This is a genomic window from Mycobacterium neglectum (genome assembly GCF_002591975.1).
In the GTDB taxonomy this organism is placed as follows: domain Bacteria; phylum Actinomycetota; class Actinomycetes; order Mycobacteriales; family Mycobacteriaceae; genus Mycobacterium; species Mycobacterium neglectum.
In genome coordinates this window covers 298,850-322,660 of record NZ_NVQE01000001.1, presented here as the reverse complement: position 1 = coordinate 322,660, position 23,811 = coordinate 298,850, and the positions used below count along the sequence as shown (strand labels likewise).

The window sequence follows — 23,811 nt, the reverse complement described above, 5'->3', positions numbered from 1 at the left end:
TCCGCTACGTTCCGCCGTACTCCGGACGCAACGATGCAGCAAGCGCTGCGAGGGGCACCCTGATCGTCACGGCGCCCCCGTCCATGGACCACACGAACCGATCACGCGGGATCGGATATTCATGTGCCATCGGCGCATCGGGCAGGCGCAGGATCAGTTCGTTGGTCGACAGGGCCCACCCGCCGTAGTCGCCGGAAAATCCGGAACCGCTTCCGCTGGGCTCCCACTCTTGAACCGTGAACGGATAGGTGCCCGGCTCGTGCGGGGGCGGAGCAGCGTCGAGTGCCGCGGGCAGTAGCGGCCGCGCAGCAGGCGGAATCACCTGCAGCGGATCGACACCCGATTTGAAGATGTCGGCAAGAGCGAGCCTGCGCCCCTGCGCCAAATCGAAGATGAAGGACCGGTACGCGTTGTTCGCCTGCACTCCATCGGGCAGCCACACCTCATGAACGACAAGGGATTGCACCGCGCCGGGACCGGGGTACGACTCGACGTACGCCGACCCCTTGCTGTCGCGCACCATGGTGGCGCCGGTGCGACGCCACGCATTGATGAGGTTGCTGTAATACTCCCGCAGCACCGGCCCCGCCGTCGGATTGTCCAGCAACCCGTCGGGCAGGGCCAGCGAAATAGTCATCCGTGCATTGCGATTCGACTCCACGGTCGTCACGCAGTTGGTGCCGTCCCATACCGCCGTCAGCTCATCGCAGAACTGTGCCGCGGAGGCCGCAGCCGTCGGCGCGGTGGTGAACAGGCCGGCGCCGACGGCGATCGCCACCAGCCCCGCTGCCAGTTTCACGGCAACTCGACCTGGCTGGCCAGCCACCGACCGTCCACCTTCTCCATCGTCATCTTGATCCGGCTGCGGTCGATCCGAGGATCGGGCACGGCCAAATTGCTCACCGACTGGTCGACGAACAGCAGCACCTCGACCTTGTCCTTGGTGGCGGACTTCACCGCGGCATCGATGACGACGCCATGTGCGGTCGCCTTGTTGTCCACCAACAACTGGCGGAGCTGGGTACTGGATTTGGCGTACATGTCCTTGAATTCACCGGTCGAACCGTCAAGCACCTCGGTGAAATTCTGGTCGAGCGCGTTGGTGTCGATACTCGTCAGGACCACAGCGTATTTCGTTGCAGCATCGAGGGCCTGCTCGGCGGCGACGTCCGTCTGGTGCTGCTGGTAGAGCAACCAACCCTCCCAACCCGCGACGGCCACCACGGCGGCCACTGCGGCGACGGCCGCCCAGCGCAGCGCGCGCTTGGTCCAGCGCGGCTTGTCCGCGTCTTCCTCGGCTTCGGCCGCAGCTTCGGCTTCGACGACGGCTTCGGGTTCGGGTTCGGTCTCCTCCGGAGCATCAACCGGCGGTTCGTCTTTCGGTTCGTCCGTGGTGTCTTTCTCGTTCTCTCCCAAGGTCTTCACTCCTGCCTATCGTCCTGGGGGTGGCGGCGGTGGCGGGACATCGCCGGGAATCGCCACTGGTAGCGGCGGCCCCCCGTACGGCGTCGGTATCGTCCATCTTCCTCGCGGCGTGGGGTCCGTGGTCGCTGCCATATCCGCGCCTGGCGGGGGTCCGGCCGTATCGTCGCCCGCAGGCCGCGGTGCGTTGCGCGCACCGCGGATGAGTACCGACGGGTTCGGGTCGTCGCAGTAGGTGTACCGCCGGGGTTCGGGGTAGTCAGCCGCCGACGGCGGTGTTCGGGGCACCGCGTAATCGCAGACATAGCGCGGGTAGATATCGCCGATGGCCCACGCCGCGCCGTCGTGGAAAACGGTCAACATGTTCTCCAGCGCCGAACCGCGCACTGCCGGATCGGGGAACAACGCATTCAACGCCGGCACCCGCACGTACGACAACTCTGCGACGGTGGCCAGGTTCCCCAACAGACGCACCATGGTCTCGGAGTTGTCGGCGAAGAGATCGTCGATGCCCTGCAGGTTTTCGGGCGCGCGCGCAACCAGGGTGCGGAATCCGCCGTCCATCCGGTTCATACCGGCGAACACCGATCCCAGACCCTCACCGGTCGCGGCGAGCCCGGGATCGACGTCGACCACAGTGGAGAACACCATCTGGCTGGTGGACAGCAGGCTCACCGTTTCCGGCAGCACACCGTCCAGTGCGGAGATCAAGAACGTTCCGCCATCGAGGATGTCCGCCAGCTTGTCGGGGCCTTCGACGCTGACACCGAGTTCCTGGCGGATGACTTTGAGTTTCTCCGGATCCAGTTGGGTGAGAGCACCATTCGCGTTGGCCAGCGTCTGGGCCAGGGTCACGGGCACGGAGGTGCGGTCGGGATCGATCACGCTGCCGTCGACCAGGTAAGGACCGCTGCTGGCAACGGGTCGGAAGTCGAGATACTGTTCGCCGGCGGGGGACAGCCCCGACACCCGCACCGCGCTGTCGACCGGGATCTTCACCCGATCGTCGATCGACGCGACAGCGGTGACTCCGCCCGCTGCCAGCACGACGGAGTCGACCCGTCCGATCGGCACACCGCGAAGGGTGACGTCCTGGCGCGGCAGCAGTCCGCCCGATTCGGCCAGCGGGATGCGCACCTCGATGGTGGACCGGGCCGGGTTGATCCGCAGCGCGCCGAACGTCAGATACGTCACGCTGACGACGAAAATGATGACGAGCGAAATCCCCGAGAGCGCAGACCGGTTGCGGCGCAGCATCTCCAACGTCGCCAACCAGCGCTCAGCGATCCCGTCGAGTGTCATGATGGTCCCTGTCCGACGACGCGTTCCTGCAACCGGAACAGGGTGTACTTCAGGCTGCCGACCAGAAAGTGCCAGTCCGCTCGCTTGGGGCCGTGGAACTGCGGGTCGCCCAGATAACCGATATCGGGCCAGTTCCCAAGGGCCAGCTTCGCCATGGTGGCCTCGGCGCCGATCGCCGTACCCGATGTCGCCTTGACGACGGGCGGCAGCATCCGGTTCATGGCCACCATGCTGGTGTCGGGGCTGAGCACCACATCGTTGAAAGCCCCTGAGAGCGCGTTGAGATCGGCCACCACACTTCGGGTGTCGGTGCCCTGCAGGGACGGAAACTTCGACAGCTGCGCCGACATGTTGCCGACCGTGCCGACGAGGTCGGTGAGCTGGCGGGTGTCCACCGCGCCGAGCGCCGGCGACGCCGCGCTGAGCAGCTCGTTGATGGACTCCTGCCTGCTGTTCATGGTGTCGATAAGCGCCGCGGTGTCGTCGAGTGCGGACTGGATCTGGTCTGACCGCCCGCTGAGTGTGTCTGCCAGCCGGTTGGATTGGCGCACCAGGTCTCCGAACGTGTCGCCGTTGTCGCCGGCTGCCCTGCCGAGACCGTTGACCACCTTGGTCAGGTCGCGCACCACGCCGCCGTTGACGAGGACCGCCGCCGAGCTCAGCACCGCCTCGACCGTCGCCGCCGACGCCGTCGACCCGAGCCCCAGCGTGTCACCGTCGGCGAGCAGCGCCGGTCCGGGTTCTGCGGGTGGCTGCACCGCGACGAACACGTCACCCAGCGGGGTCGCGGTACGCAGTTCGGCCAGCGAACCGACGGGAAGTTCAACACCTTCGCGCACCTGCATCGTGACGACCGCGGTGTAGTCGGACGCCTGCATCGAGACGACTTCGCCGATGTCGGCCCCGCCGAGCCGCACCTTGGCCTTCAGTGGCAGGTTGAGCGCGTTGGCGAACGTCGCGGTCAGCGTGTAGGAATCCGAGCCCACCGACGGGGCCGGCAGCGGAATGCTGTCGAGACTCGGTGCGGCACAACCGCTGAGGACCATGATCGCGCTGAGGCCGACAACGGCGCTCCGTCGAACGGCGCTCATCCGCCCTGGCCCATCCGTGCCATCGAATCGAGCATGTACGTCAACCCGAAGTCGGGTCCGTAGTCCTGCAGCGTGCCGGTGCTGCAGCCGAGTTGGCGCAGACCCATGAGATTGCAGACCTCTTTGGTCATCTGACTGTCGAACATCATCTTGTCGACAAGGGCATGCACCCGCATCGACCCGTTGACCGGGTCGATCGCGTTGTAGACGTTGTCCAGCAACAACGGCAATACGTCGAAGGCCTCGGCCATTTCCCGGCTGTTGTCGTTCGCCGCGGCCAGCATGACATCGCCGTTGCCGAGGGCCTGTTTGATCGTGTCCCTGTTCTTCTCCAGCAGGTCGGCGGCGGCCTCGAGCACTTCGTTGGTCCGTCGGCCGGTGCTGCCGGTGCCGAAGTTCTGGGCGGCCAGCACATCGCTGGTGGCGTGCACCATCGAGCCGAACTCACGAATCGTCGCATCGTTTTCCGACGCAGCTTTCGTCAGCGAGGCGAGGCTGGTGACGATCGTCGTGAGATTGTCTTTGGTTTGCGCACCATCGGACGTCATTCGCAGGGCGTTCGCCAACTGGTCGAGTGCGCTCTTGATGTTCTGCCCGTTGCCTGCCGCGGTCTCGGCGCCGGTATTCACCAAGTCCGCCAGCGGTCCGCCGCCCTCGCCGTCGCCGCGCATGGCGCCGGTGAGCCTGTCGATGGTGGCCAGCACGCGGTCGAAACCGACCGGCGTGCGGGTCCGGTCGAGCGGAATCACGTCATCGTTCTCGAGCACCGGTCCGCCGGTATAGGCCGGCGACAGCGCCACGCGCCGGTCGGTGAGGATCGAACTCGAAATGGTCGCGGCCATCACGTCGGCCGGCACCTGAATGTCCTTGTCGATGCTCAGAATCACCTCGACATAGGAATCCTTGGCCGTGACACTTTCCACCGTGCCGACCTGCATACCCAGCACCTCGACGGCATTGCCGGCGTACAGACCGGAGGCCTCGTCGAACTGCGCGGAGACGGTGATCGGCTGCTGTGTGATCCCGGCTTTGGCCGCGGTGAGGTAGCCGATGCCCGCTATCGCGAGGACGACGACGATGGTGGCGACGATGAACTTCCTCATCCGCAGTCCTGGAAGTACTCGACGGCGTTGAACTGGGTGGCGCGGCCGCTGATCGCGCACATCCAGTCGTCGACCAGCGTCCCGTTCGCCGGAAAGAACTCCAGCGCCGGCGCGGACCCGGTGGCGTTCGTGAGATTGCGGATCGGAATCGGCATGGTCTGCAGCATGTTCCGGAACAGCTCGTCGTTGTCGCTGGCCATTGCGGTCAGTTCCTGCATGTCGCGCAGCAGCTTCTCGAATGCCGGGCGATCGCCGACGACGACTTTACTGAGCAGGTCGACCAACTGGGTCAGTGACGACATCAGCTGCCGGAACGAGTCCTGACGAGAAACGAACTCGGCCAGCAGATCCCGGCCCTGATAGACCAGTTGTCCCAGGGCGGCCTGCTGGCGGTGCAGTGTGCTGGTCAGCGTCGCGCTCGCCTCGAGCAGGGTGCCGATCTGGTCGCGGCGCTCGGCGATGATCCCCGACAGCTTCTTCAGGTTCGTCATGGCCTGTGGCAGCGCCGCGGGTAGTCCGTCGAGTTGTTTGGACAGGACGGTCAGCCCGCTGGCGAGCCGGTCGGCATCGACCTGCTCGAAGGTCGAGGTCGAATCCCACAGCAACGATTGCAGGTCGTAGGGGACCTCGGTGTAGTCCAGACGAATCACCCTGTCCGACAGTGGCTCTTGGCCGCGTGGTCGCAACTCGACGTAGCGGGAACCCAATATCGTGGTCAGCTTGATGGCGGCCCTGGTCTGTGCGCCCAGTTTGACGTTGTCGCGTACCCGCAACCCGACCCGAACTCGATCGCCGGCCAAGGCGACCGACTTGACCTCTCCCACGCTGATACCGGCGACGCTGACGTTGTCACCGACTCGCAGCTGCGCGGCTTGGGCGAATTCGACTTCATAGCGCGTGTATCCGAAGCCCGCCGAGCGAGCAATGAGGAGGCCGGCCACCACAACGGCTGCCATCGTCAGGGCCGCGAGTCCGATCCAGAACGGTCTCTTCATTCGGTGGCCCTGCACTTCTGCGAGTTCTTGACCACGTTGCCGGGGGAGGCGAGCCGAACGATCCTGGGCACCAGGTTGTTCAGTCCGGGGAAGAAGCCCATCATGTTCAGGCTGCAGGTATAGGCGTTGCCGTAGGCGCCGTTGCCGGATATCCGGGCGAGCCCTTTGAGCACCAACGGCACATTGGACCCGAGGAATGCCACCTGGTCGCGCTGCCCGACGAGATGCTGGGTGAAACCGGGTTCCCGGTACACCAATTCGGTCAGCTGCGGATAGGCCGTGTCCCCGATCGCGGCGATCCGGCCTGCGGCATGATTCAGCGATCCGACCGAGGCGACCAGGTTCTCGCGACGACTGTTGAGCTCGGACACCATGGTCTGCGCCGAGGAGATGACCCCGTCGAGGTTGGTGTCCTGGGCCGCGAGATTGCTCACCACGGTGTTCAGGTTGAGGATCACGTCGCCCAGGATCTCGTCGCGGCCCGCGAAAGTGGCGGTGAGTTGCGAGGTTTGGGAGACGAAATGGGCGATGGCCGCCGAGTCGCCGCCGAAGGCGTCGATCATCGCATTCGACAGCCGGTCCACCTGAGCGGGATCGAGCAGCGTGAACAGCGGCTCGAAACCGTTGAGAAGCGCACCGACGTCGAACGACGGTTCGGTGCGGTCCAGCGGGATCTGCGTGCCTGGCGGCAGCCGCGGCGAGGGGGGGTTTTCCAAGTCGCGGGACAGGCCCAAATACCGCTGGCCGACGATGTTCTGGTACATCACCGCCGCGACGGTGTCCGCATAGATCGACTGGTCGCTGCCGAGCTGGAACCTCACCTCGGCGATATCGCCCGCGTCGCCGGCCAAGGTGACCGAGTCGACCCGCCCGACCCGGACGCCGGCCACGCGCACGTCGTCGCCGTCGCGCAGGCCGGTCACGTCGGTGAACAACGCGGTGTAGGTATCCGTCGGGCCCCCGGGGTCGCGGCGCAAGGTGCCGTACACAAGAGTGGTCAGTACGAGCGCGGCCACCATGAAGGCGGAGAAGCCGATCAGCGCGGTCCGGAACTTCATCGGCCACCCGCTGCCGGATCGGGGCTGATGCTCGCCACGGTGCCCCGCGCGACCGGTCCGAGCAGAAGCTGTTGCGCACTATCAACTTCGCCGCCGAGGACTTCCGAAAGTTGCTCGCGCTCACCGGCACTGCCGACGGGTCCGACATTGCCTCCGTAGGATGCCGGTGCCGCGGCGATCCCGACCACGTCGTCGATCGAGGGCGGCGGCATGCCTGGGGGTGGCGCCAGATCGGGCGGCGGCCGGTAGCTGCCTGGCAACAGCACCTGTGGGATGTCGAACTTCTGTGGCTGCTCGGGTGCGGTGTGGCAACTCGGCCCCTCGAGTGGGCCGTAGCGCGGGCAATCGGCGCGGACATAGGTCCGCAACGGCGTGAACGACACGATGAACTTGGCGCTGAACCTCTGCCGATCGGCGTCCCAACCCTGCGTCAGCATCTTGTCCGAAAGGCGGGTGAGCCGGGTCGCGATGGGCAAGAACTTGTCCTGATTCATGGCCAGCACGCCGATGACCGGTTCCAGATGCGTGGTGATTCCGATGAGTTGGTCGACGTGGTTGTCGAACGCGTCCGAGGCCGTGGAAGCGGTGTTCAGCCCGCCGGACAGCAAGCTCTGTAACTCCGCCTGCTTTTCGGCGATGGTGCGCATCGGCACCACCGCGTTGTGCAGATTGTCGAACAGTTCGGGCGCCGTCGAGGTCAATGCCTGTGCCATCTCGCTCAACATGGAAACCGTCGACGGCTCATCGGAACTCGTCGCGATCAGCCGGTTCATCTCGGTCAGGATGCGGTGCAGCCGCGCCCCCGAGCTCAACAATGCGTCGCCCCGGTGATCGGTGGCTTCGGCGAGCAGATTGACGAGCCCCACCGGGGGGTCGGTCCCGTCTCGTTGGGTGGCGACCAGGATCCGGCGTACCCGGTCGATGGTCGTCTGAAAGAGCACCGTGGGCAACTCGGTGTCCTCGGCGATGACGGCGCCCCGGCGCAGCGGCGTCGCGTCGCCGTGATCGACCAGCTGGATGGACGAGACGGCGAAGACGTTGCTGGGCACCACCCGCGCGGTGACGGTGTCCGGTATGCCTTTGGCCGCCTCGGGTTTCAGGTCGATCTCCACGATGTTGGGACGGCCGTCGCGGGCGGGTTCCAGGCTGGTGACTGCGCCGACCAGGACACCGCGGAACTTGACGTCGGCGCGTTCCGGCAGGCCGTCGCCCACATCGACCAGTTCGGCGGTCACCCGGACGTGGGGATCGAGACGGCCTTGGGACTTGGCCAACAGCAACCCGGTGATCAACGCGGCGACAATGAGCACCACCGCACCGCCGATGAGCAGCTGGCGATCAGACCAGCCACGTCCGTTGGGTTCGATCGAGTTGCCCATGCCTCAGCCGCCGAACCGCGCGCCGGAGTCGACGCCCCACAGCGCCATGGTCAGCAGCATGTTGACGATGACCACGGTGGTGATGGCGGCGCGCATGGCGTGCCCGGCGGCGACCCCTACGCCCTCCGGGCCGCCGGATGCGAAGAAGCCGAAATAGCACTGAATCGTCGACGCAAGCCAGACGAACACCACCGCTTTGAGCACCGAATAGATGATGTCGGTGCCGCTCAGCATGAGCGAAAAGTAGTGCAGATACGCCCCCGTCGAGCCGCCGCCGGACAGACTCACAACAACTTGTGCGCTGAGATAGCCCAAGCACAGGCACATGACGTACAACGGCACCACCGCCACCGCCGAGGCGAGCAACCGGGTGGTGACGAGGAACGGAATGGGCCGAATGGCAAGTGACTCAAGGGCATCGATTTCCTCGTTGATGCGCATGGCACCGAGCTGGGCGGTGAACCTGCATCCCGACTGCATGGCGAATGCCAGCGCGGCCATCATCGGGATCAGCTCGCGGGTCGACACCAGGGAGGACACGAATCCGGTCGCAGGCCCCAGCCCCAACATGCCGAGCATGTTGTACGCCTCGATGCCGATCAGCGCCCCCGAGGTGATCCCGAGCACCGCCGCGACACCTGCCGTCCCGCCGCCTGCGACGATCGAACCGTTACCCCAGGTGACGTCCGACAGCAGGCGGAGGAACTCGGATCGGTAATGCCGCAAGACAATCGGAATCGACGTGATCGCCTCGATGAAGAACGACAGAATGTGGCCGAGCCGGCGCAGTGATCGCGTGACGGCGCTGCCCGCCGAGGCGAGTGGTCGAATGCCGGGGATCCGGTAGGCCGACGGCGTCATCCGCGCCCCCGGTTGCCGAGCATCGGATCACAGGCCATGTTGAGGCACCATCAACACGTAGACCTGGCTGATCATCACGTTCAGAAGCATCAGGACGAGGATCGACTCCACGACCGCGGCGTTCACCGAGTTCGCGACGCCGGCCGGCCCACCCTTGGTGCGAAGCCCTTTGTCGCAGGCGACGATTGCGACGATCAACCCGAAGAGGACCGCCTTGAAAAGGGCGAGTATCAGGTCGCCGACCGTGGCGAACGCCGAGAACGTGCTCACGAAGCTTCCCGGGGCCCCGTGCTGGAAGTACACGTTGAACAGATAGCTGGCGAAGAAGCCCACGAAGCAGGTCGTGCCGGTGAGCCCGACGGCCACGAGCATCGCCGCGGCAGCACGCGGGACGACCAGGCGTCGGATGGCCGAGACGCCCATGACTTCCATCGCGTCGACTTCCTCGCGCATGGTGCGTGAGCCGAGATCAGCGGTGATCGCCGAGCCGACGGCCGAGGCCATCATGATTGCAGCCACCAGCGAGGCCCCCTGCCGCACAATCGCAAGCCCGCTCGCGGCGCCGGCCATCGACGTCGCGCCGACCTGTCCTGCCAGGAGCGCGAACTGGATGGACAACGTCACGCCGATGGGTATCGCGACGAGCAGGGTGGGCAGAACGGCGCTGCCCGACATGAACGCGCCCTGCCGGACGAACTCTTTCCACGGAAACCGGCCGGTGAACAAATCCAGGAACAGATATTTCAGGCAACGCACCCCGAGGACGGCCTGGTTGCCGGTGGTCTCGATCGCGGCGACCGGATGCGCGCGCACGTAGTCGCGCAGCGATTTGGCAACGACGGCACGGGACCTGCCGGTCGGTTCGTCTGAAATATCGGGCGTGCGCTCGTGCGGCGGGTCGAACACGGACTGCTGCGACAACGATGCGTCTCCCTTGCCGGCTCCGACCATGCCGCGGGACACCGACCGGACCTCAATTGCGCGGCCTCAGTTCGGTCGTTCCGTGATGTGCGACCGCACCGCGCATAGTAGTCGAGGTTTGCTGGCCGCACTGATCATTCCGACGCTCGAGTAAATAAGCGGATCCCGTTGAATTCGTGTCTGCCGGAGCGCGGGAGCCCCTGGGCTGACCGACCAGCAGATCGCCAACCGGCTGCATCTGAGTCCCAAAAACCGTCGCCAGCCATCTCCACGCGGCGGGTTGGGCACCGACGAAGAGGTCAGCGACCTCGCATTTTGCCCAATGTGGATGCCCGTGATCGCACTTCACGCCTGTGCCGCACGCTGATGCGCGTACGCTACAGTGACTCAAACCACAGGCGGGAAGGCCTGTGGCTTGCGAACACTGGCGGAAGGATCGCGCGCGTGGGCATTGGTATTCAGGTTGAGGGGCTCACCAAGTCCTTCGGGCCCCAGCGAATCTGGGAAGACGTCACGCTGGAGGTCCCGGCCGGTGAGGTCAGCGTGCTACTCGGCCCGTCCGGTACCGGCAAGTCGGTGTTCCTCAAATCGCTGATCGGGCTGCTGCGTCCTGAACGCGGCAAGATCATCGTCGACGGCACGGACATCATCCAGTGCACAGCCAAGGAGCTCTACGAGATCCGCACGCTGTTCGGTGTGATGTTCCAGGACGGCGCCCTCTTCGGCTCGATGAGCCTGTATGACAACACCGCTTTCCCCTTGCGTGAGCACACCAAGAAGAAGGAAAGCGAGATCCGCAACATCGTCATGGAGAAGCTCGACCTGGTCGGCCTTGGCGGTGATGAGACCAAGTTCCCGGGCGAGATCTCCGGCGGTATGCGCAAGCGTGCCGGCCTGGCCCGTTCGCTGGTGCTCGACCCGCAGATCATCCTGTGCGACGAGCCGGACTCCGGTCTGGACCCGGTTCGTACCGCCTATCTTTCCCAGCTGCTCATCGACATCAACGCCCAGATCGACTGCACCATCCTGATCGTGACGCACAACATCAACATCGCGCGGACCGTGCCCGACAACATGGGCATGCTCTTCCGTAAGCACCTGGTGATGTTCGGTCCTCGTGAGGTGCTGTTGACCAGCGACGAGCCGGTGGTGCGGCAGTTCCTCAACGGCCGCCGGATCGGCCCGATCGGTATGTCGGAGGAGAAGGACGAGTCGACGATAGCCGAGGAGCAGGCCATGTTCGACGCCGGCCACCACGACGGCGGTGTCGAGGAGATCGAGGGTGTGCCGCCGCAGATCCAGGCGACCCCGGGTATGCCGGAACGTCAGGCCGTGGCGCGTCGCCAGGCACGGGTTCGCGAGCTGATGCACACCCTGCCGCCTGCCGCGCAGGAAGCGATCCGCGACGACCTCGAAGGCACCCACCAGTATCACGCCAGTGCGTTCGGGGAGACCGTCGAGGCGCCCCGGCATCGAGATGACGACGCCCCCACGGGTGTCATCCCGACTGTCGACAGCCCGACTGTCGAGACCAGGACCCTCGAGAGGTAGTCCCGCGTTAACGTCGGAAGATGAGCACCGAGCACAAGGCTGGCGTTCAGAAAACGACGTTCTGCCGTATTTGTGAACCGCTGTGCGGCATGATCGCGACCGTCGAAGATGGCCGTCTCACGGCGCTGCGCCCTGACAAGGACCATCCACTCTCGGCTGGGTTCGCCTGTCAGAAGGGCGTCGCGTTCAGCGAGATCGTCAACGATCCCGACCGGGTGACCACGCCGTTGCGGCGCACGAGCAGCGGTGGATTCGAACCGGTCGGCTGGGACGAGGCGATGTCGGACATCGCAGCCCGGTTGGCCGATATCCATCGCAGGCACGGTTCCGGCGCCATCGGCTGGTACTACGGCAATCCCGGTGCATTCAGCTATAGCCACACGCTGAGCCTGAGCACGTTCATGCTCGGCTTCGGCCCGAAGTTGCACGTGTTCACCGCGGGCAGCCAGGACGTCAACAACCGATTCGTGGCCAGCCAACTGCTGTACGGTTCACCGCTGGCGCTGCCGGTGCCCGATGTGCTTCGCGCCGATCTGCTGGTCGTGATCGGCGCCAATCCCGTTGTGTCACATGGCAGTGTGCTCACCGTGCCGCGGATCAAGGACCGTATGCACGACATCGTCAAGCGCGGCGGACGCGTCCTTGTCGTCGATCCACGCAAGACCGAGACCGCCGCGCAATTCGAATGGCTGGGCATCGTTCCCGATGGGGACGCCTACCTGTTGCTGTCGCTTCTGCAGGTGATGTTCGGCGAGAACCTCGTCGACCGGGCCAGGCTCGCCCGCCAGGCCGACGGCGGTGTCTGGCTGGAGCAGCTGGCCCGACCCTTCAGCCCCGACGTCACCGCGCCGCGCACCGGGATCGACCCGGACACCGTGCGCTCGCTGGCCCGCGATCTGGTCCGCACCCGGCGTGCCGCGGTGTACGGGCGTGTCGGCACCAGTATCGGCGAAAATGGCACGCTCACAACGTATCTGCTCGACGCGGTCAACCTGGTGGCCGGCAATCTCGACGTGGCCGGCGGCAGCATGTTCGGCCGCTTGGGACTGCCCGGCGAGCGTTGGCTTGGCAAGGCCGGCGGCGCGCTGCTGCGGACGATCTACTCCCGCAGACGCTCACGCATCGGCGACTTCCCGTCGGTGCTCGGGTCCGAACCCGCCGGGGTGATGGCCAAGGAAATCGCCACAGCGGGCCGCGGTCAGGTCAGGGCTCTGCTCGTCAGCGCAGGCAACCCGGTGCTGTCGGTACCCAACGGCAATGAATTAGAGGCGGCGTTGGAGTCCTTGGACCTGATGGTGGGCATCGACCTGTACGTCAACGAGACGCTCGCGCACTGCGACTACGTGCTGCCCGCGACAACGATGTACGAGCGCGACGACTTTCCGCTGCCCTTCCAGACGCTGCAGCCCACGCCCTTCCGGCAGGCCACCGAACGCGTGATCGCCCCGATGGGCCAGGCCCGCGCCGAGTGGGAGATCATCGACGACCTCACCTCGCGGCTGGGGTGGCGCACACCCGGGCTCGCGATGATGGCAGTCATGCGAAAGGCGTTGTCGCTGTTCGGTGTTCGAGTGACACCACGCCTGTTGGTCGACGCCATCATCCGGCTGGGGGAGGGCGGCGACTGGTTTGGGCTACGTCGCGGCGGGCTGTCCTTCGCGCGTCTGACCGCCGTGCATCCCCACGGCACGGTGCTGGCGCCACACCTGCGCGAGGGCGTGCTTGGCGACATCGTCGTCTACCGCGGCGGGCGGGTGCGGCTGCGGCACGACGACATCGCCGCCGAGGTCGCCAAGCTGGCGCGCCGCGAAGCGCACGAGGCCTATCCCATGCGGCTGATCGGTATGCGCGAGTCTCGCTCCGAGAACTCGTGGATGCACAACGCGCCACTGCTGATGCGCGGCGAACGTGCCCAGCATGCGCGCATTCACGTCGACGACGCGGCGGCCGCCAACATCGTCGACGGCGACGTCGTACGGATCGCGTCGCAGCACGGTGAGATCGAAGTGCCCGTCATCGTCACCAAGGACATCGTCACCGGCGTGGTGGCGATTCCGCACGGTTGGGGACACAAGGGCACCGCCGGGTGGCGGTTGGCCAACCGCGCCGGCGGCGCGAACGTCAACAAGCTGATGTCCAGCAACCCTGACGACATCGAGTCGCTGGCCGGTATGGCGCGGCTGACCGGCGTGCCGATCCGCGTCGAACGCGCCGCCCCGTAGCGCCGAACCGGAGCCGTTCTCAGACCTCTGGCGCAATGCGCGAGCAAACACCGAGGATATTACGGAATCGTGGAATCATTCGTCATGAGCTGATAAAGCACGCTATCTTTCTCGCGGTCAGCGAACGGAGGGTCATGGTCGACCGGTTCTTGGTGTGGATGAGCACGGGTGTCGTCATCGCGGGTGTCACGGCGGCGGTGGTGGCCGGCGCAGGTGTCGCGATGGCGACCGAGGGCGACGCGAACGAGGGCGGCGGCACCAAGGTCTCCGAATCGGTGGATTCTCCTGCTAACAAAGATGATTCGGCGCCAGGAACCATCACACCGAACGGGCCGGACCTCACCGGTGAGGACGAGCAGGGCGACGATCCCGCGGGGGTCGAACCCGATCCCGTCGAGGACGCGACCGACGGGGTCCTGATCGACGAGGACGCCCTCGACGAGGACGCCATCGACGGGGACGGCACAGATGAGACGACCGGCGAGGACCTCACGGATGGGACGACCGGCGAGGACCTGATCGACGAGGAGATCAACGGGGCAGAGGGGGAGGCCGGCGAACTCGGCGAGGGTGTCGAGCCCACGGAGAACGGCACCGGAGCCCACCAGGACGGTGTGCCTGTGGGGGGTTCGCAGATCGCGCCGTTGACGCGGGCCGACATCGACGAATTCGGACCTGTGGCGAATACCGCGAACGTCGAGATCAAGGGAGCCCTTGCGACCGACCCCATCGACGAACACGCATCCGTGAATGTCGCCAACTCGTTCGAAGAGGCCAACCTGCTGGACAAAGCGAACGAGCAGACGGAGAACCCCGAGCTCACCGCGGTGACGTTCGCAACCTCCGCAGCGGCGCCGGTCAACGCCGTGGCCACCGCAACTCCGTTGAACATCTTGCTCGACGTGATCGGAACAGTCGTCTTCGGCCTGTACGGGCTCGTCACGCAGTTGATCGGCGGCCCGCCGATGCTTCCGGCCAACAGCACGGTGACGGTGTACAGCTCCAGGCTGCGGATCGACTGCGGCTGCGCGCCCGGCGAGGGGGAAGAAGTCCCTGTCGACTTCTATATCCCGGAGAACCCCGATCCCGACCGTCTCATCTACCTGCAGCACGGGTTCCTGGCGGCCGGTCCGTGGTACAGCTACACCGCCGCGGCGCTGGCAGAGCAGACGAACAGCATCGTCGTCGCACCGTCGATCACGTCGAACTTCCTGAGTTACGACCAGTGCTGGCTCGGTGGGGCGCCGATGCACCAGGCGATGGCCGGCCTGTTCGATCCCACCAACACAGCGCTCGCCGACAGCCTGAGCGCGACCGAATACGACGGACAACTGACCTGGAGCCAGGTCGTCCTGATGGGCCATTCGCTCGGCGGTGGCGCGGTGTCCGGTATCGCCGGCTACATGACCGATGCCGAAATCGACGATCGCCTGGCGGGCGTGGTCCTGCTCGACGGAGTCGGTATGAACGGCGAAATGACCGACGACCTGAAGAAGGTCGACCCAGGCATCCCGATCTACCAACTCGCTGCGCCGAAGTACATGTGGAACATGTTCGGCGTCGGCACCGCGGCACTGATCGAGGCGCGACCCGGCGCTGACTTCTACGGCGTGACGCTGGCCGGCGGCTCGCACGTCGACACGATGCGCGGCGGCAACTTTCTCATTCAGTTCTCGCAGCAATTGGTGTCGGGATTCTCCAAGCCGCAGAATGTTGCGGCGGCCGAGATCCTGATGGTCGGTTGGGTGAACGACATGTTCGACGGCGACCGCGCCGATGGGATCTATCTCGACAGCGGTGAGACGCGCACCATTGACACGCCGAACGGCCAGGCGACCCTGGTTGACCTGCCGAATTCGCTGCGCAGGCCCTACCTCCTCAACTTCCTGGAGCCGTTCATGGCGGGCAGCGCCGGCATCTTCACTCTCCAGCCGGGTTGTCTGCGCGAGACGACCGGGACGGCCGCCACCTGCGCGCCTTCGGTGGCCGCCTGAGGCCGGCGCCGACCCGGCGCAAACTCGGGTTCAACGCAAAACTCCACACCAAAGACCGTGTTATCTCTTGACGGAAGGGCTTCGAGGGGTCAATCTGTTGGTCAGCAATGTATGGATGGATGAGAAGTAGCGAGTCGCCAGCCAGCGTCCCGGCCGTCCCTGCATGCGGTGGTTGAGGAATACGCCGTCCTGCGGTACTGTTGGACGTTGCGCTGGCTGCATCCTGCCCTCCTAAACCCGGCAACCTGACACCCCTAGCCTGAGTCCGCTCAGTGATCTAGTCGCGTGTCCTGTGTTGGGGGCCATTTGGGCTTGAGAAAGCCAGCCGAACCGACGCAGATACGCGACATGAAGGAATCGGCGCTCAAGCCCCCTTGAGGCCCTCCGGCAGTCGCATGAGGTGCTGGAAGGATGCATCTTGGCAGGGTCCCGCCAATCCAAGTCAGCAGTAGCAACCACGAACTCCGTACCAGGAGCACCAAACAGAATTTCGTTCGCAAAGCTCCGTGAGCCGCTCGAGGTTCCGGGGCTACTCGACATACAGACCGACTCTTTCGAGTGGCTGATCGGCTCGGAGCGGTGGCGTGAAAACGCCAAGCTCCGCGGCGACTCCGTCGACCCCGTCGGCGGCCTCGAAGAGGTGCTCACCGAGCTCTCGCCGATCGAGGACTTCTCGGGCTCGATGTCGCTGTCTTTCTCCGACCCGCGCTTTGACGAAGTCAAGGCTCCGGTCGACGAGTGCAAAGACAAGGACATGACGTACGCAGCCCCGCTGTTCGTCACGGCCGAGTTCATCAACAACAACACCGGTGAGATCAAGAGCCAGACGGTCTTCATGGGTGATTTCCCGATGATGACCGAGAAGGGCACGTTCATCATCAACGGCACCGAGCGTGTCGTGGTGTCCCAGCTGGTCCGCTCGCCGGGCGTGTACTTCGACGAGAGCATCGACAAGTCCACCGAGAAGACGCTGCACAGCGTCAAGGTGATCCCGGGTCGCGGCGCGTGGCTGGAGTTCGACGTCGACAAGCGCGACACCGTGGGTGTGCGCATCGACCGCAAGCGTCGTCAGCCGGTCACCGTGCTGCTGAAGGCACTGGGCTGGACCAACGAGCAGATCGTCGAGCGGTTCGGCTTCTCCGAAATCATGATGGGCACGCTGGAGAAGGACAACACCGCAGGCACCGACGAGGCGCTGCTGGACATCTACCGGAAGCTGCGCCCGGGCGAGCCGCCGACCAAGGAGTCCGCTCAGACCCTGCTGGAGAACCTGTTCTTCAAGGAGAAGCGCTACGACCTGGCCCGCGTCGGCCGCTACAAGGTGAACAAGAAGCTCGGCCTCAACGCCGGCAAGCCGATCACCAGCTCGACGCTGACCGAAGAGGACGTCGTCGCCACGATCGAGTACCTGGTGCGTCTGCACCAGAACGATCAGATGATGACCGCTCCGGGCGGTGTCGAGGTGCCGGTCGAGGTTGACGACATCGACCACTTCGGCAACCGTCGCCTGCGTACCGTCGGCGAGCTGATCCAGAACCAGATCCGGGTGGGCCTGTCCCGCATGGAGCGTGTGGTTCGCGAGCGGATGACGACTCAGGACGTCGAGGCGATCACGCCGCAGACCCTGATCAACATCCGTCCCGTCGTGGCGGCCATCAAGGAGTTCTTCGGAACGTCGCAGCTGTCGCAGTTCATGGACCAGAACAACCCGCTTTCGGGTCTGACCCACAAGCGCCGCCTCTCGGCGCTGGGCCCCGGCGGTCTGTCCCGTGAGCGTGCCGGCCTCGAGGTTCGCGACGTGCACTCGAGCCACTACGGCCGCATGTGTCCGATCGAGACGCCGGAAGGACCGAACATCGGTCTGATCGGGTCGTTGGCAACCTACGCGCGGGTCAACCCGTTCGGCTTCATCGAGACGCCGTACCGCAAGGTCGTCGACGGCATTGTCACCGACAAGATCGAGTACCTGACCGCCGACGAGGAGGACCGCCACGTCGTGGCGCAGGCCAACTCGCCGACCGACGACAAGGGCGGATTCGTCGAGGACCGCATCCTGGTTCGCCGGAAGGGTGGCGAGGTCGAGTTCGTTTCGGCGACCGAGGTCGACTACATGGACGTCTCACCGCGCCAGATGGTGTCGGTCGCGACGGCCATGATCCCGTTCCTCGAGCACGACGACGCCAACCGTGCCCTGATGGGTGCCAACATGCAGCGCCAGGCGGTTCCGCTGGTGCGAAGCGAGGCGCCGCTGGTCGGAACCGGCATGGAGTTGCGTGCCGCGATCGACGCGGGCGACGTCGTCGTCACCGACAAGGCGGGCGTAGTCGAGGAAGTCTCGGCCGACTACATCACCGTGATGGCCGACGACGGCACCCGGCACACGTACCGGATGCGCAAGTTCGCCCGCTCCAACCACGGCACGTGCGCGAACCAGCGCCCGATCGTGGACGCGGGCGACCGGGTCGAGTCCGGCCAGGTGCTCGCTGACGGTCCTTGTACCGAGAACGGCGAGATGGCGCTCGGCAAGAACCTGCTCGTGGCGATCATGCCGTGGGAGGGCCATAACTATGAGGACGCGATCATCCTCTCCAACCGGCTGGTTGAGGAGGACGTGCTCACCTCGATTCACATCGAGGAGCACGAGATCGATGCCCGCGACACCAAGCTGGGCGCCGAGGAGATCACCCGGGACATCCCGAACGTCTCCGATGAGGTGCTGGCAGATCTCGACGAGCGCGGCATCATCCGCATCGGCGCCGAGGTCCGCGACGGCGACATCCTGGTCGGCAAGGTCACACCGAAGGGTGAAACCGAGCTGACTCCGGAGGAGCGGCTGCTTCGCGCGATCTTCGGTGAGAAGGCTCGCGAGGTCCGCGACACGTCGCTCAAGGTGCCGCACGGTGAGTCCGGCAAGGTCATCGGCATCCGCGTGTTCTCGCGCGAGGATGACGACGAGCTGCCCGCCGGTGTCAACGAGTTGGTCCGCGTCTACGTCGCGCAGAAGCGCAAGATCTCCGACGGCGACAAGCTGGCCGGACGCCACGGCAACAAGGGCGTCATCGGCAAGATCCTGCCCGCCGAGGACATGCCCTTCCTGCCCGACGGCACGCCCGTCGACATCATCCTGAACACGCACGGTGTGCCGCGACGGATGAACATCGGTCAGATTCTGGAGACTCACCTCGGGTGGGCCGCCAAGTCCGGCTGGAAGATCGACGGCTCACCGGACTGGGCCGCGAACCTGCCCGAGGAGATGTTGGACGTCGCACCTGACTCCATCGTGTCCACGCCGGTGTTCGACGGTGCCAGGGAAGAGGAGCTGTCTGGTCTGCTGGCGGCGACGCTGCCGAACCGCGATGGTGACAAGCTCATCAACGACGACGGCAAGGCCGAATTGTTCGATGGCCGCAGTGGTGAACCGTTCCCGTACCCGGTGACGGTCGGCTACATGTACATCCTGAAGCTGCACCACTTGGTGGACGACAAGATCCACGCCCGCTCCACCGGTCCGTACTCGATGATCACCCAGCAGCCGCTGGGCGGTAAGGCGCAGTTCGGTGGTCAGCGGTTCGGCGAGATGGAGTGCTGGGCCATGCAGGCCTACGGCGCGGCGTACACGCTGCAGGAGCTCTTGACGATCAAGTCCGACGACACCGTCGGCCGCGTCAAGGTCTACGAGGCGATCGTCAAGGGCGAGAACATCCCCGAGCCGGGCATTCCCGAATCGTTCAAGGTGCTTCTCAAGGAGCTGCAGTCGCTATGCCTCAACGTCGAGGTGCTTTCCAGCGACGGCGCTGCCATCGAGATGCGCGACGGTGATGACGAGGACCTGGAGCGCGCTGCGGCGAACCTGGGAATCAACTTGTCCCGCAACGAATCTGCATCTGTGGAAGATCTTGCTTAGTAGTTATTTTTCTAGTCCCGAAAGGGGAAAGGGAGTTACGTGCTAGACGTCAACTTCTTCGATGAACTCCGCATCGGTCTTGCCACCGCGGACGACATCCGTAACTGGTCCTTCGGCGAGGTCAAGAAGCCGGAGACCATCAACTACCGCACGCTCAAGCCAGAGAAGGACGGCCTGTTCTGCGAGAAGATCTTCGGACCGACTCGCGACTGGGAGTGCTACTGCGGCAAGTACAAGCGCGTCCGCTTCAAGGGCATCATCTGCGAGCGCTGCGGCGTCGAGGTCACTCGCGCCAAGGTGCGTCGTGAGCGGATGGGCCACATCGAGCTGGCCGCGCCCGTCACGCACATCTGGTACTTCAAGGGTGTGCCCTCGCGGCTCGGGTACCTGCTCGACCTGGCCCCGAAGGATCTCGAGAAGATCATCTACTTCGCGGCCTATGTGATCACGGCTGTCGACGATGAGATGCGGCACAACGAGCTGTCCACGCTCGAGGCCGAGATGGTCGTCGAGAAGAAGGCCGTCGAGGATCAGCGCGATGCCGACCTGGAGGCCCGGGCGCAGAAGCTCGAAGCCGACATGAAGGAGCTCGAGGACGAGGGCGCCAAGTCCGACGTCAAGCGCAAGGTGCGAGACGGCGGCGAGCGCGAGATGCGTCAGCTCCGTGACCGTTCCCAGCGTGAGCTGGACCGGCTCGACGAGATCTGGACCACCTTCACCAAGCTGGCTACCAAGCAGCTCATCGTCGACGAGGTGCTCTACCGCGAGCTCATCGATCGTTACGGCGAGTACTTCACCGGCGCCATGGGCGCGGAGGCCATCAAGAAGCTCATCGAGACCTTCGACATCGATGCCGAGGCCGAGGAACTGCGCGAGGTCATCCGTAGTGGCAAGGGCCAGAAGAAGCTTCGTGCGCTGAAGCGTCTCAAGGTCGTCGCGGCGTTCCAGTCCAACAGCAACTCGCCGTTGGGCATGGTGCTCGACGCGGTTCCGGTGATCCCGCCGGAGCTGCGCCCCATGGTGCAGCTCGACGGTGGCCGTTTCGCCACGTCGGACCTCAACGACCTGTACCGCCGCGTCATCAACCGCAACAACCGGTTGAAGCGACTCATCGACCTCGGTGCGCCCGAGATCATCGTGAACAACGAGAAGCGCATGCTTCAGGAGTCGGTGGACGCGCTGTTCGACAACGGCCGTCGCGGCCGTCCGGTCACTGGGCCGGGCAACCGTCCGCTCAAGTCGCTGTCCGATCTGCTCAAGGGCAAGCAGGGCCGGTTCCGTCAGAACCTGCTCGGCAAGCGCGTCGACTACTCGGGCCGTTCGGTCATCGTGGTGGGCCCGCAGCTCAAGCTGCACCAGTGTGGTCTGCCCAAGCTGATGGCACTCGAGCTGTTCAAGCCGTTCGTGATGAAGCGTCTGGTCGACCTGAACCATGCGCAGAACATCAAGAGCGCCAAGCGGATGGTGGAGCGTCAGCGTCCCCAGGTGTGGGACGTCCTCGAAGAGGTCATCGGCGAGCACCCGGTGTTGCTGAACCGCGCACCGACGCTGCACCGCCTGGGCATCCAGGCCTTCGAGCCGCAGCTGGTGGAGGGCAAGGCGATTCAGCTGCACCCACTGGTGTGTGAGGCGTTCAACGCCGACTTCGACGGCGACCAGATGGCGGTGCACTTGCCGCTGAGTGCCGAGGCGCAGGCCGAGGCTCGCATCCTGATGCTGTCGTCGAACAACATCCTGTCGCCGGCATCGGGCCGCCCCCTGGCCATGCCGCGTCTGGACATGGTGACGGGTCTGTACTTCCTGACCACCATGATCGAGGGCGACACCGGCGAGTATGTGGCCGCCGCCAAGGACAAGCCGGAGTCGGGTGTGTACAGCTCACCCGCCGAGGCGATCATGGCGATGGACCGCGGTGCACTCAGCGTTCGCGCCAACATCCGCGTGCGGCTGACCCAGCAGCGTCCGCCTGCCGAACTCGAGGCCGAGCTGTTCGGCGATGAGGGCTGGAAGCCGGGCGATGCGTGGACGGCCGACACCACGCTGGGCCGGGTGCTGTTCAACGAGCTGCTCCCGATCCCGTACGCGTTCGTCAACGAGCAGATGCACAAGAAGGTGCAGGCTCGGATCGTCAACGATCTCGCCGAGCGCTACCCGATGATCGTCGTCGCGCAGACGGTGGACAAGCTCAAGGACGCCGGCTTCTACTGGGCCACCCGTTCGGGTGTCACCGTGTCGATGGCCGATGTTCTGGTGCCGCCGCAGAAGCAGGAGATCCTGGAGCGTCACGAGCTCGAAGCCGACCGGATCGAGAAGCAGTATCAACGCGGCGCGCTCAACCACGACGAGCGCAACGAAGCGTTGGTGAAGATCTGGCAGGACGCCACCGAAGAGGTCGGTAAGGCTCTGGAGGCCTACTACCCCGAGGACAACCCGATCATCACGATCGTGAAGTCGGGCGCCACGGGCAACCTGACCCAGACCCGCACGCTTGCGGGCATGAAGGGTCTGGTGACCAACCCGAAGGGTGAGTTCATCCCGCGTCCCATCAAGTCCTCGTTCCGCGAGGGCCTGACGGTGCTGGAGTACTTCATCAACACCCACGGCGCCCGTAAGGGTCTGGCGGACACCGCTCTTCGTACCGCCGACTCGGGTTACCTGACCCGTCGTCTGGTGGACGTCAGCCAGGATGTCATCGTTCGCGAGACCGACTGCGAGACCGAGCGCGGCGTGAACATCACGCTGGGCGAGGTGGCTGACAAGACGCTGGTTCGCGATCAGCACATCGAGACGTCCGCCTACGCGCGGACGCTGGCCACCGACGCGGTCGACGCCAAGGGCAACGTGATCGTCGAGCGCGGTCACGACCTGGGCGATCCGGCGATCGAGGCGCTGCTCGCAGCGGGCATCACCGAGGTCAAGGTCCGCTCCGTGCTGACCTGTGCGACCGGCACCGGCGTATGCGCGATGTGCTACGGCCGTTCGATGGCGACGGGCAAGCTCGTCGATATCGGCGAGGCGGTCGGCATCGTGGCAGCGCAGTCCATCGGTGAGCCCGGCACGCAGCTGACCATGCGCACGTTCCACCAGGGCGGCGTTTCCGGCGGCAGCGACATCGTCGGTGGTCTGCCTCGCGTGCAGGAACTGTTCGAGGCCCGCGTTCCGCGTGACAAGGCGCCTATTGCCGACGTCACCGGTCGCGTGCAACTCGAAGAGGGCGAGCGCTTCTACAAGATCACCATCATCCCGGATGACGGTGGCGAGGAAGTGGTCTACGAAAAGCTGTCTCGTCGTCAGCGCCTCAAGGTGTTCAAGCACGACGACGGCACCGAGCGACTGCTGTCGGACGGCGACCACGTCGAGGTCGGTCAGCAGCTGATGGAAGGCTCCGCGGATCCGCACGAGGTGCTGCGTGTCCAGGGCCCCCGCGAGGTGCAGATCCACCTCGTCAAGGAGGTCCAGGAGGTCTACCGGGCTCAGGGTGTGTCGATCCACGACAAGCACATCGAGGTCATCGTCCGGCAGATGCTGCGTCGCGTCACGATCATCGATTCGGGTGCGACGGAGTTCCTGCCCGGCTCGCTGACCGAACGTGGCGAGTTCGAGGTCGCGAACCGTCGGGTGGTTGCCGAGGGTGGCGAGCCCGCGGCGGGTCGTCCGGTGCTGATGGGTATCACGAAGGCATCGCTGGCCACGGATTCGTGGCTGTCGGCGGCGTCGTTCCAGGAGACCACGCGTGTGCTTACCGATGCGGCGATCAACTGCCGCAGCGACAAGCTGCAGGGTCTGAAGGAGAACGTGATCATCGGCAAGCTGATCCCGGCCGGCACCGGTATCAACCGGTACCGCAATATCCAGGTGCAGCCGACCGAGGAAGCTCGGGCCGCCGCGTACACGATCCCGTCCTACGAGGATCAGTACTACAGCCCGGACTTCGGTCAGGCGACCGGTGCCGCGGTGCCGTTGGACGATTACGGCTACAGCGACTACCGCTAGAGCAAGTTCGAGAAG

The 23,811-nt window shown here is 65.2% G+C and carries 15 protein-coding genes; 5 read left to right on the top strand and 10 right to left on the bottom strand.

The features are described 5' to 3' along the window. Nucleotides 1–4: 4 nt before the first annotated feature. The 10 genes from CSQ99_RS01555 to CSQ99_RS01510 are packed head-to-tail and all read right to left on the bottom strand — an operon-like array spanning nucleotide 5 to nucleotide 10,084. Complete coding sequence (locus CSQ99_RS01555) at nucleotides 5–826, bottom strand: hypothetical protein (RefSeq protein ID WP_425437748.1); 822 nt, start codon at nucleotides 824–826, stop codon at nucleotides 5–7. Beyond that, nucleotides 796–1,425, bottom strand: a complete 630-nt coding sequence (locus CSQ99_RS01550; protein WP_245908602.1) for an Mce protein — start codon at nucleotides 1,423–1,425, stop codon at nucleotides 796–798. The genes CSQ99_RS01555 and CSQ99_RS01550 overlap by 31 nt, the downstream gene beginning before the upstream one ends. A gap of 6 nt (nucleotides 1,426–1,431) precedes the next feature. Then, on the bottom strand, nucleotides 1,432–2,724 hold the full coding sequence (locus tag CSQ99_RS01545; protein WP_099037253.1) for an MlaD family protein: 1,293 nt from the start codon (nucleotides 2,722–2,724) through the stop codon (nucleotides 1,432–1,434). Continuing rightward, nucleotides 2,721–3,815: an MlaD family protein gene (locus CSQ99_RS01540; RefSeq protein ID WP_099037252.1), complete on the bottom strand. Its 1,095-nt coding sequence runs from the start codon at nucleotides 3,813–3,815 to the stop codon at nucleotides 2,721–2,723. The genes CSQ99_RS01545 and CSQ99_RS01540 overlap by 4 nt, the downstream gene beginning before the upstream one ends. After that, nucleotides 3,812–4,918 (bottom strand): MlaD family protein, encoded by a 1,107-nt coding sequence (locus CSQ99_RS01535; RefSeq protein ID WP_099037251.1) that lies wholly within the window; start codon nucleotides 4,916–4,918, stop codon nucleotides 3,812–3,814. Before CSQ99_RS01535 ends, CSQ99_RS01540 begins: the two co-directional genes overlap by 4 nt. Next, nucleotides 4,915–5,913 (bottom strand): MCE family protein, encoded by a 999-nt coding sequence (locus tag CSQ99_RS01530; protein WP_099037250.1) that lies wholly within the window; start codon nucleotides 5,911–5,913, stop codon nucleotides 4,915–4,917. Before CSQ99_RS01530 ends, CSQ99_RS01535 begins: the two co-directional genes overlap by 4 nt. Further along, nucleotides 5,910–6,971, bottom strand: coding sequence for an MCE family protein (locus CSQ99_RS01525; RefSeq protein WP_099037249.1), 1,062 nt, complete (start codon nucleotides 6,969–6,971; stop codon nucleotides 5,910–5,912). The genes CSQ99_RS01530 and CSQ99_RS01525 overlap by 4 nt, the downstream gene beginning before the upstream one ends. Continuing rightward, the gene (locus tag CSQ99_RS01520) at nucleotides 6,968–8,350 is read right to left on the bottom strand and encodes an MlaD family protein (RefSeq protein WP_099037248.1); all 1,383 of its coding nucleotides are present in this window, start codon (nucleotides 8,348–8,350) and stop codon (nucleotides 6,968–6,970) included. The genes CSQ99_RS01525 and CSQ99_RS01520 overlap by 4 nt, the downstream gene beginning before the upstream one ends. Before the next feature lie 3 nt (nucleotides 8,351–8,353). Then, nucleotides 8,354–9,211 (bottom strand): MlaE family ABC transporter permease, encoded by an 858-nt coding sequence (locus tag CSQ99_RS01515; RefSeq protein WP_099037247.1) that lies wholly within the window; start codon nucleotides 9,209–9,211, stop codon nucleotides 8,354–8,356. Nucleotides 9,212–9,238: 27 nt separating this feature from the next. After that, nucleotides 9,239–10,084 (bottom strand): MlaE family ABC transporter permease, encoded by an 846-nt coding sequence (locus tag CSQ99_RS01510; RefSeq protein ID WP_425437753.1) that lies wholly within the window; start codon nucleotides 10,082–10,084, stop codon nucleotides 9,239–9,241. Nucleotides 10,085–10,576: 492 nt separating this feature from the next. On the opposite strand from CSQ99_RS01510, the gene CSQ99_RS01505 reads away from it, so the two are divergent. From CSQ99_RS01505 to CSQ99_RS01485, 5 genes are all read left to right on the top strand, one after another. Continuing rightward, complete coding sequence (locus CSQ99_RS01505; RefSeq protein ID WP_099037352.1) at nucleotides 10,577–11,683, top strand: ABC transporter ATP-binding protein; 1,107 nt, start codon at nucleotides 10,577–10,579, stop codon at nucleotides 11,681–11,683. A gap of 20 nt (nucleotides 11,684–11,703) precedes the next feature. Beyond that, entirely contained in the window at nucleotides 11,704–13,905 is a 2,202-nt protein-coding gene (locus CSQ99_RS01500) for a molybdopterin-containing oxidoreductase family protein (RefSeq protein ID WP_099037245.1), read from the top strand. Between the two features lie 134 nt (nucleotides 13,906–14,039). Beyond that, nucleotides 14,040–15,899 carry an alpha/beta hydrolase gene (locus tag CSQ99_RS01495; RefSeq protein ID WP_099037244.1) on the top strand — a complete coding sequence of 620 codons (1,860 nt, stop codon included), beginning with the start codon at nucleotides 14,040–14,042 and terminating at the stop codon, nucleotides 15,897–15,899. A gap of 418 nt (nucleotides 15,900–16,317) precedes the next feature. Then, nucleotides 16,318–19,803: a DNA-directed RNA polymerase subunit beta gene (gene rpoB, locus CSQ99_RS01490; protein ID WP_425437747.1), complete on the top strand. Its 3,486-nt coding sequence runs from the start codon at nucleotides 16,318–16,320 to the stop codon at nucleotides 19,801–19,803. 39 nt (nucleotides 19,804–19,842) lie between these two features. Then, entirely contained in the window at nucleotides 19,843–23,796 is a 3,954-nt protein-coding gene (locus CSQ99_RS01485; RefSeq protein WP_099037242.1) for a DNA-directed RNA polymerase subunit beta', read from the top strand. Nucleotides 23,797–23,811: the final 15 nt, after the last annotated feature.

Bases quoted from the DNA above. Each gene is read 5' to 3' on its own strand.
- CSQ99_RS01545 (WP_099037253.1), bottom strand. From the start codon at position 2,724: ATGACACTCGACGGGATCGCTGAGCGCTGGTTGGCGACGTTGGAGATG.
- CSQ99_RS01540 (WP_099037252.1), bottom strand. From the start codon at position 3,815: ATGAGCGCCGTTCGACGGAGCGCCGTTGTCGGCCTCAGCGCGATCATG.
- CSQ99_RS01535 (WP_099037251.1), bottom strand. From the start codon at position 4,918: ATGAGGAAGTTCATCGTCGCCACCATCGTCGTCGTCCTCGCGATAGCG.
- CSQ99_RS01530 (WP_099037250.1), bottom strand. From the start codon at position 5,913: ATGAAGAGACCGTTCTGGATCGGACTCGCGGCCCTGACGATGGCAGCC.
- CSQ99_RS01525 (WP_099037249.1), bottom strand. From the start codon at position 6,971: ATGAAGTTCCGGACCGCGCTGATCGGCTTCTCCGCCTTCATGGTGGCC.
- CSQ99_RS01520 (WP_099037248.1), bottom strand. From the start codon at position 8,350: ATGGGCAACTCGATCGAACCCAACGGACGTGGCTGGTCTGATCGCCAG.
- CSQ99_RS01515 (WP_099037247.1), bottom strand. From the start codon at position 9,211: ATGACGCCGTCGGCCTACCGGATCCCCGGCATTCGACCACTCGCCTCG.
- CSQ99_RS01500 (WP_099037245.1), top strand. From the start codon at position 11,704: ATGAGCACCGAGCACAAGGCTGGCGTTCAGAAAACGACGTTCTGCCGT.
- CSQ99_RS01495 (WP_099037244.1), top strand. From the start codon at position 14,040: ATGGTCGACCGGTTCTTGGTGTGGATGAGCACGGGTGTCGTCATCGCG.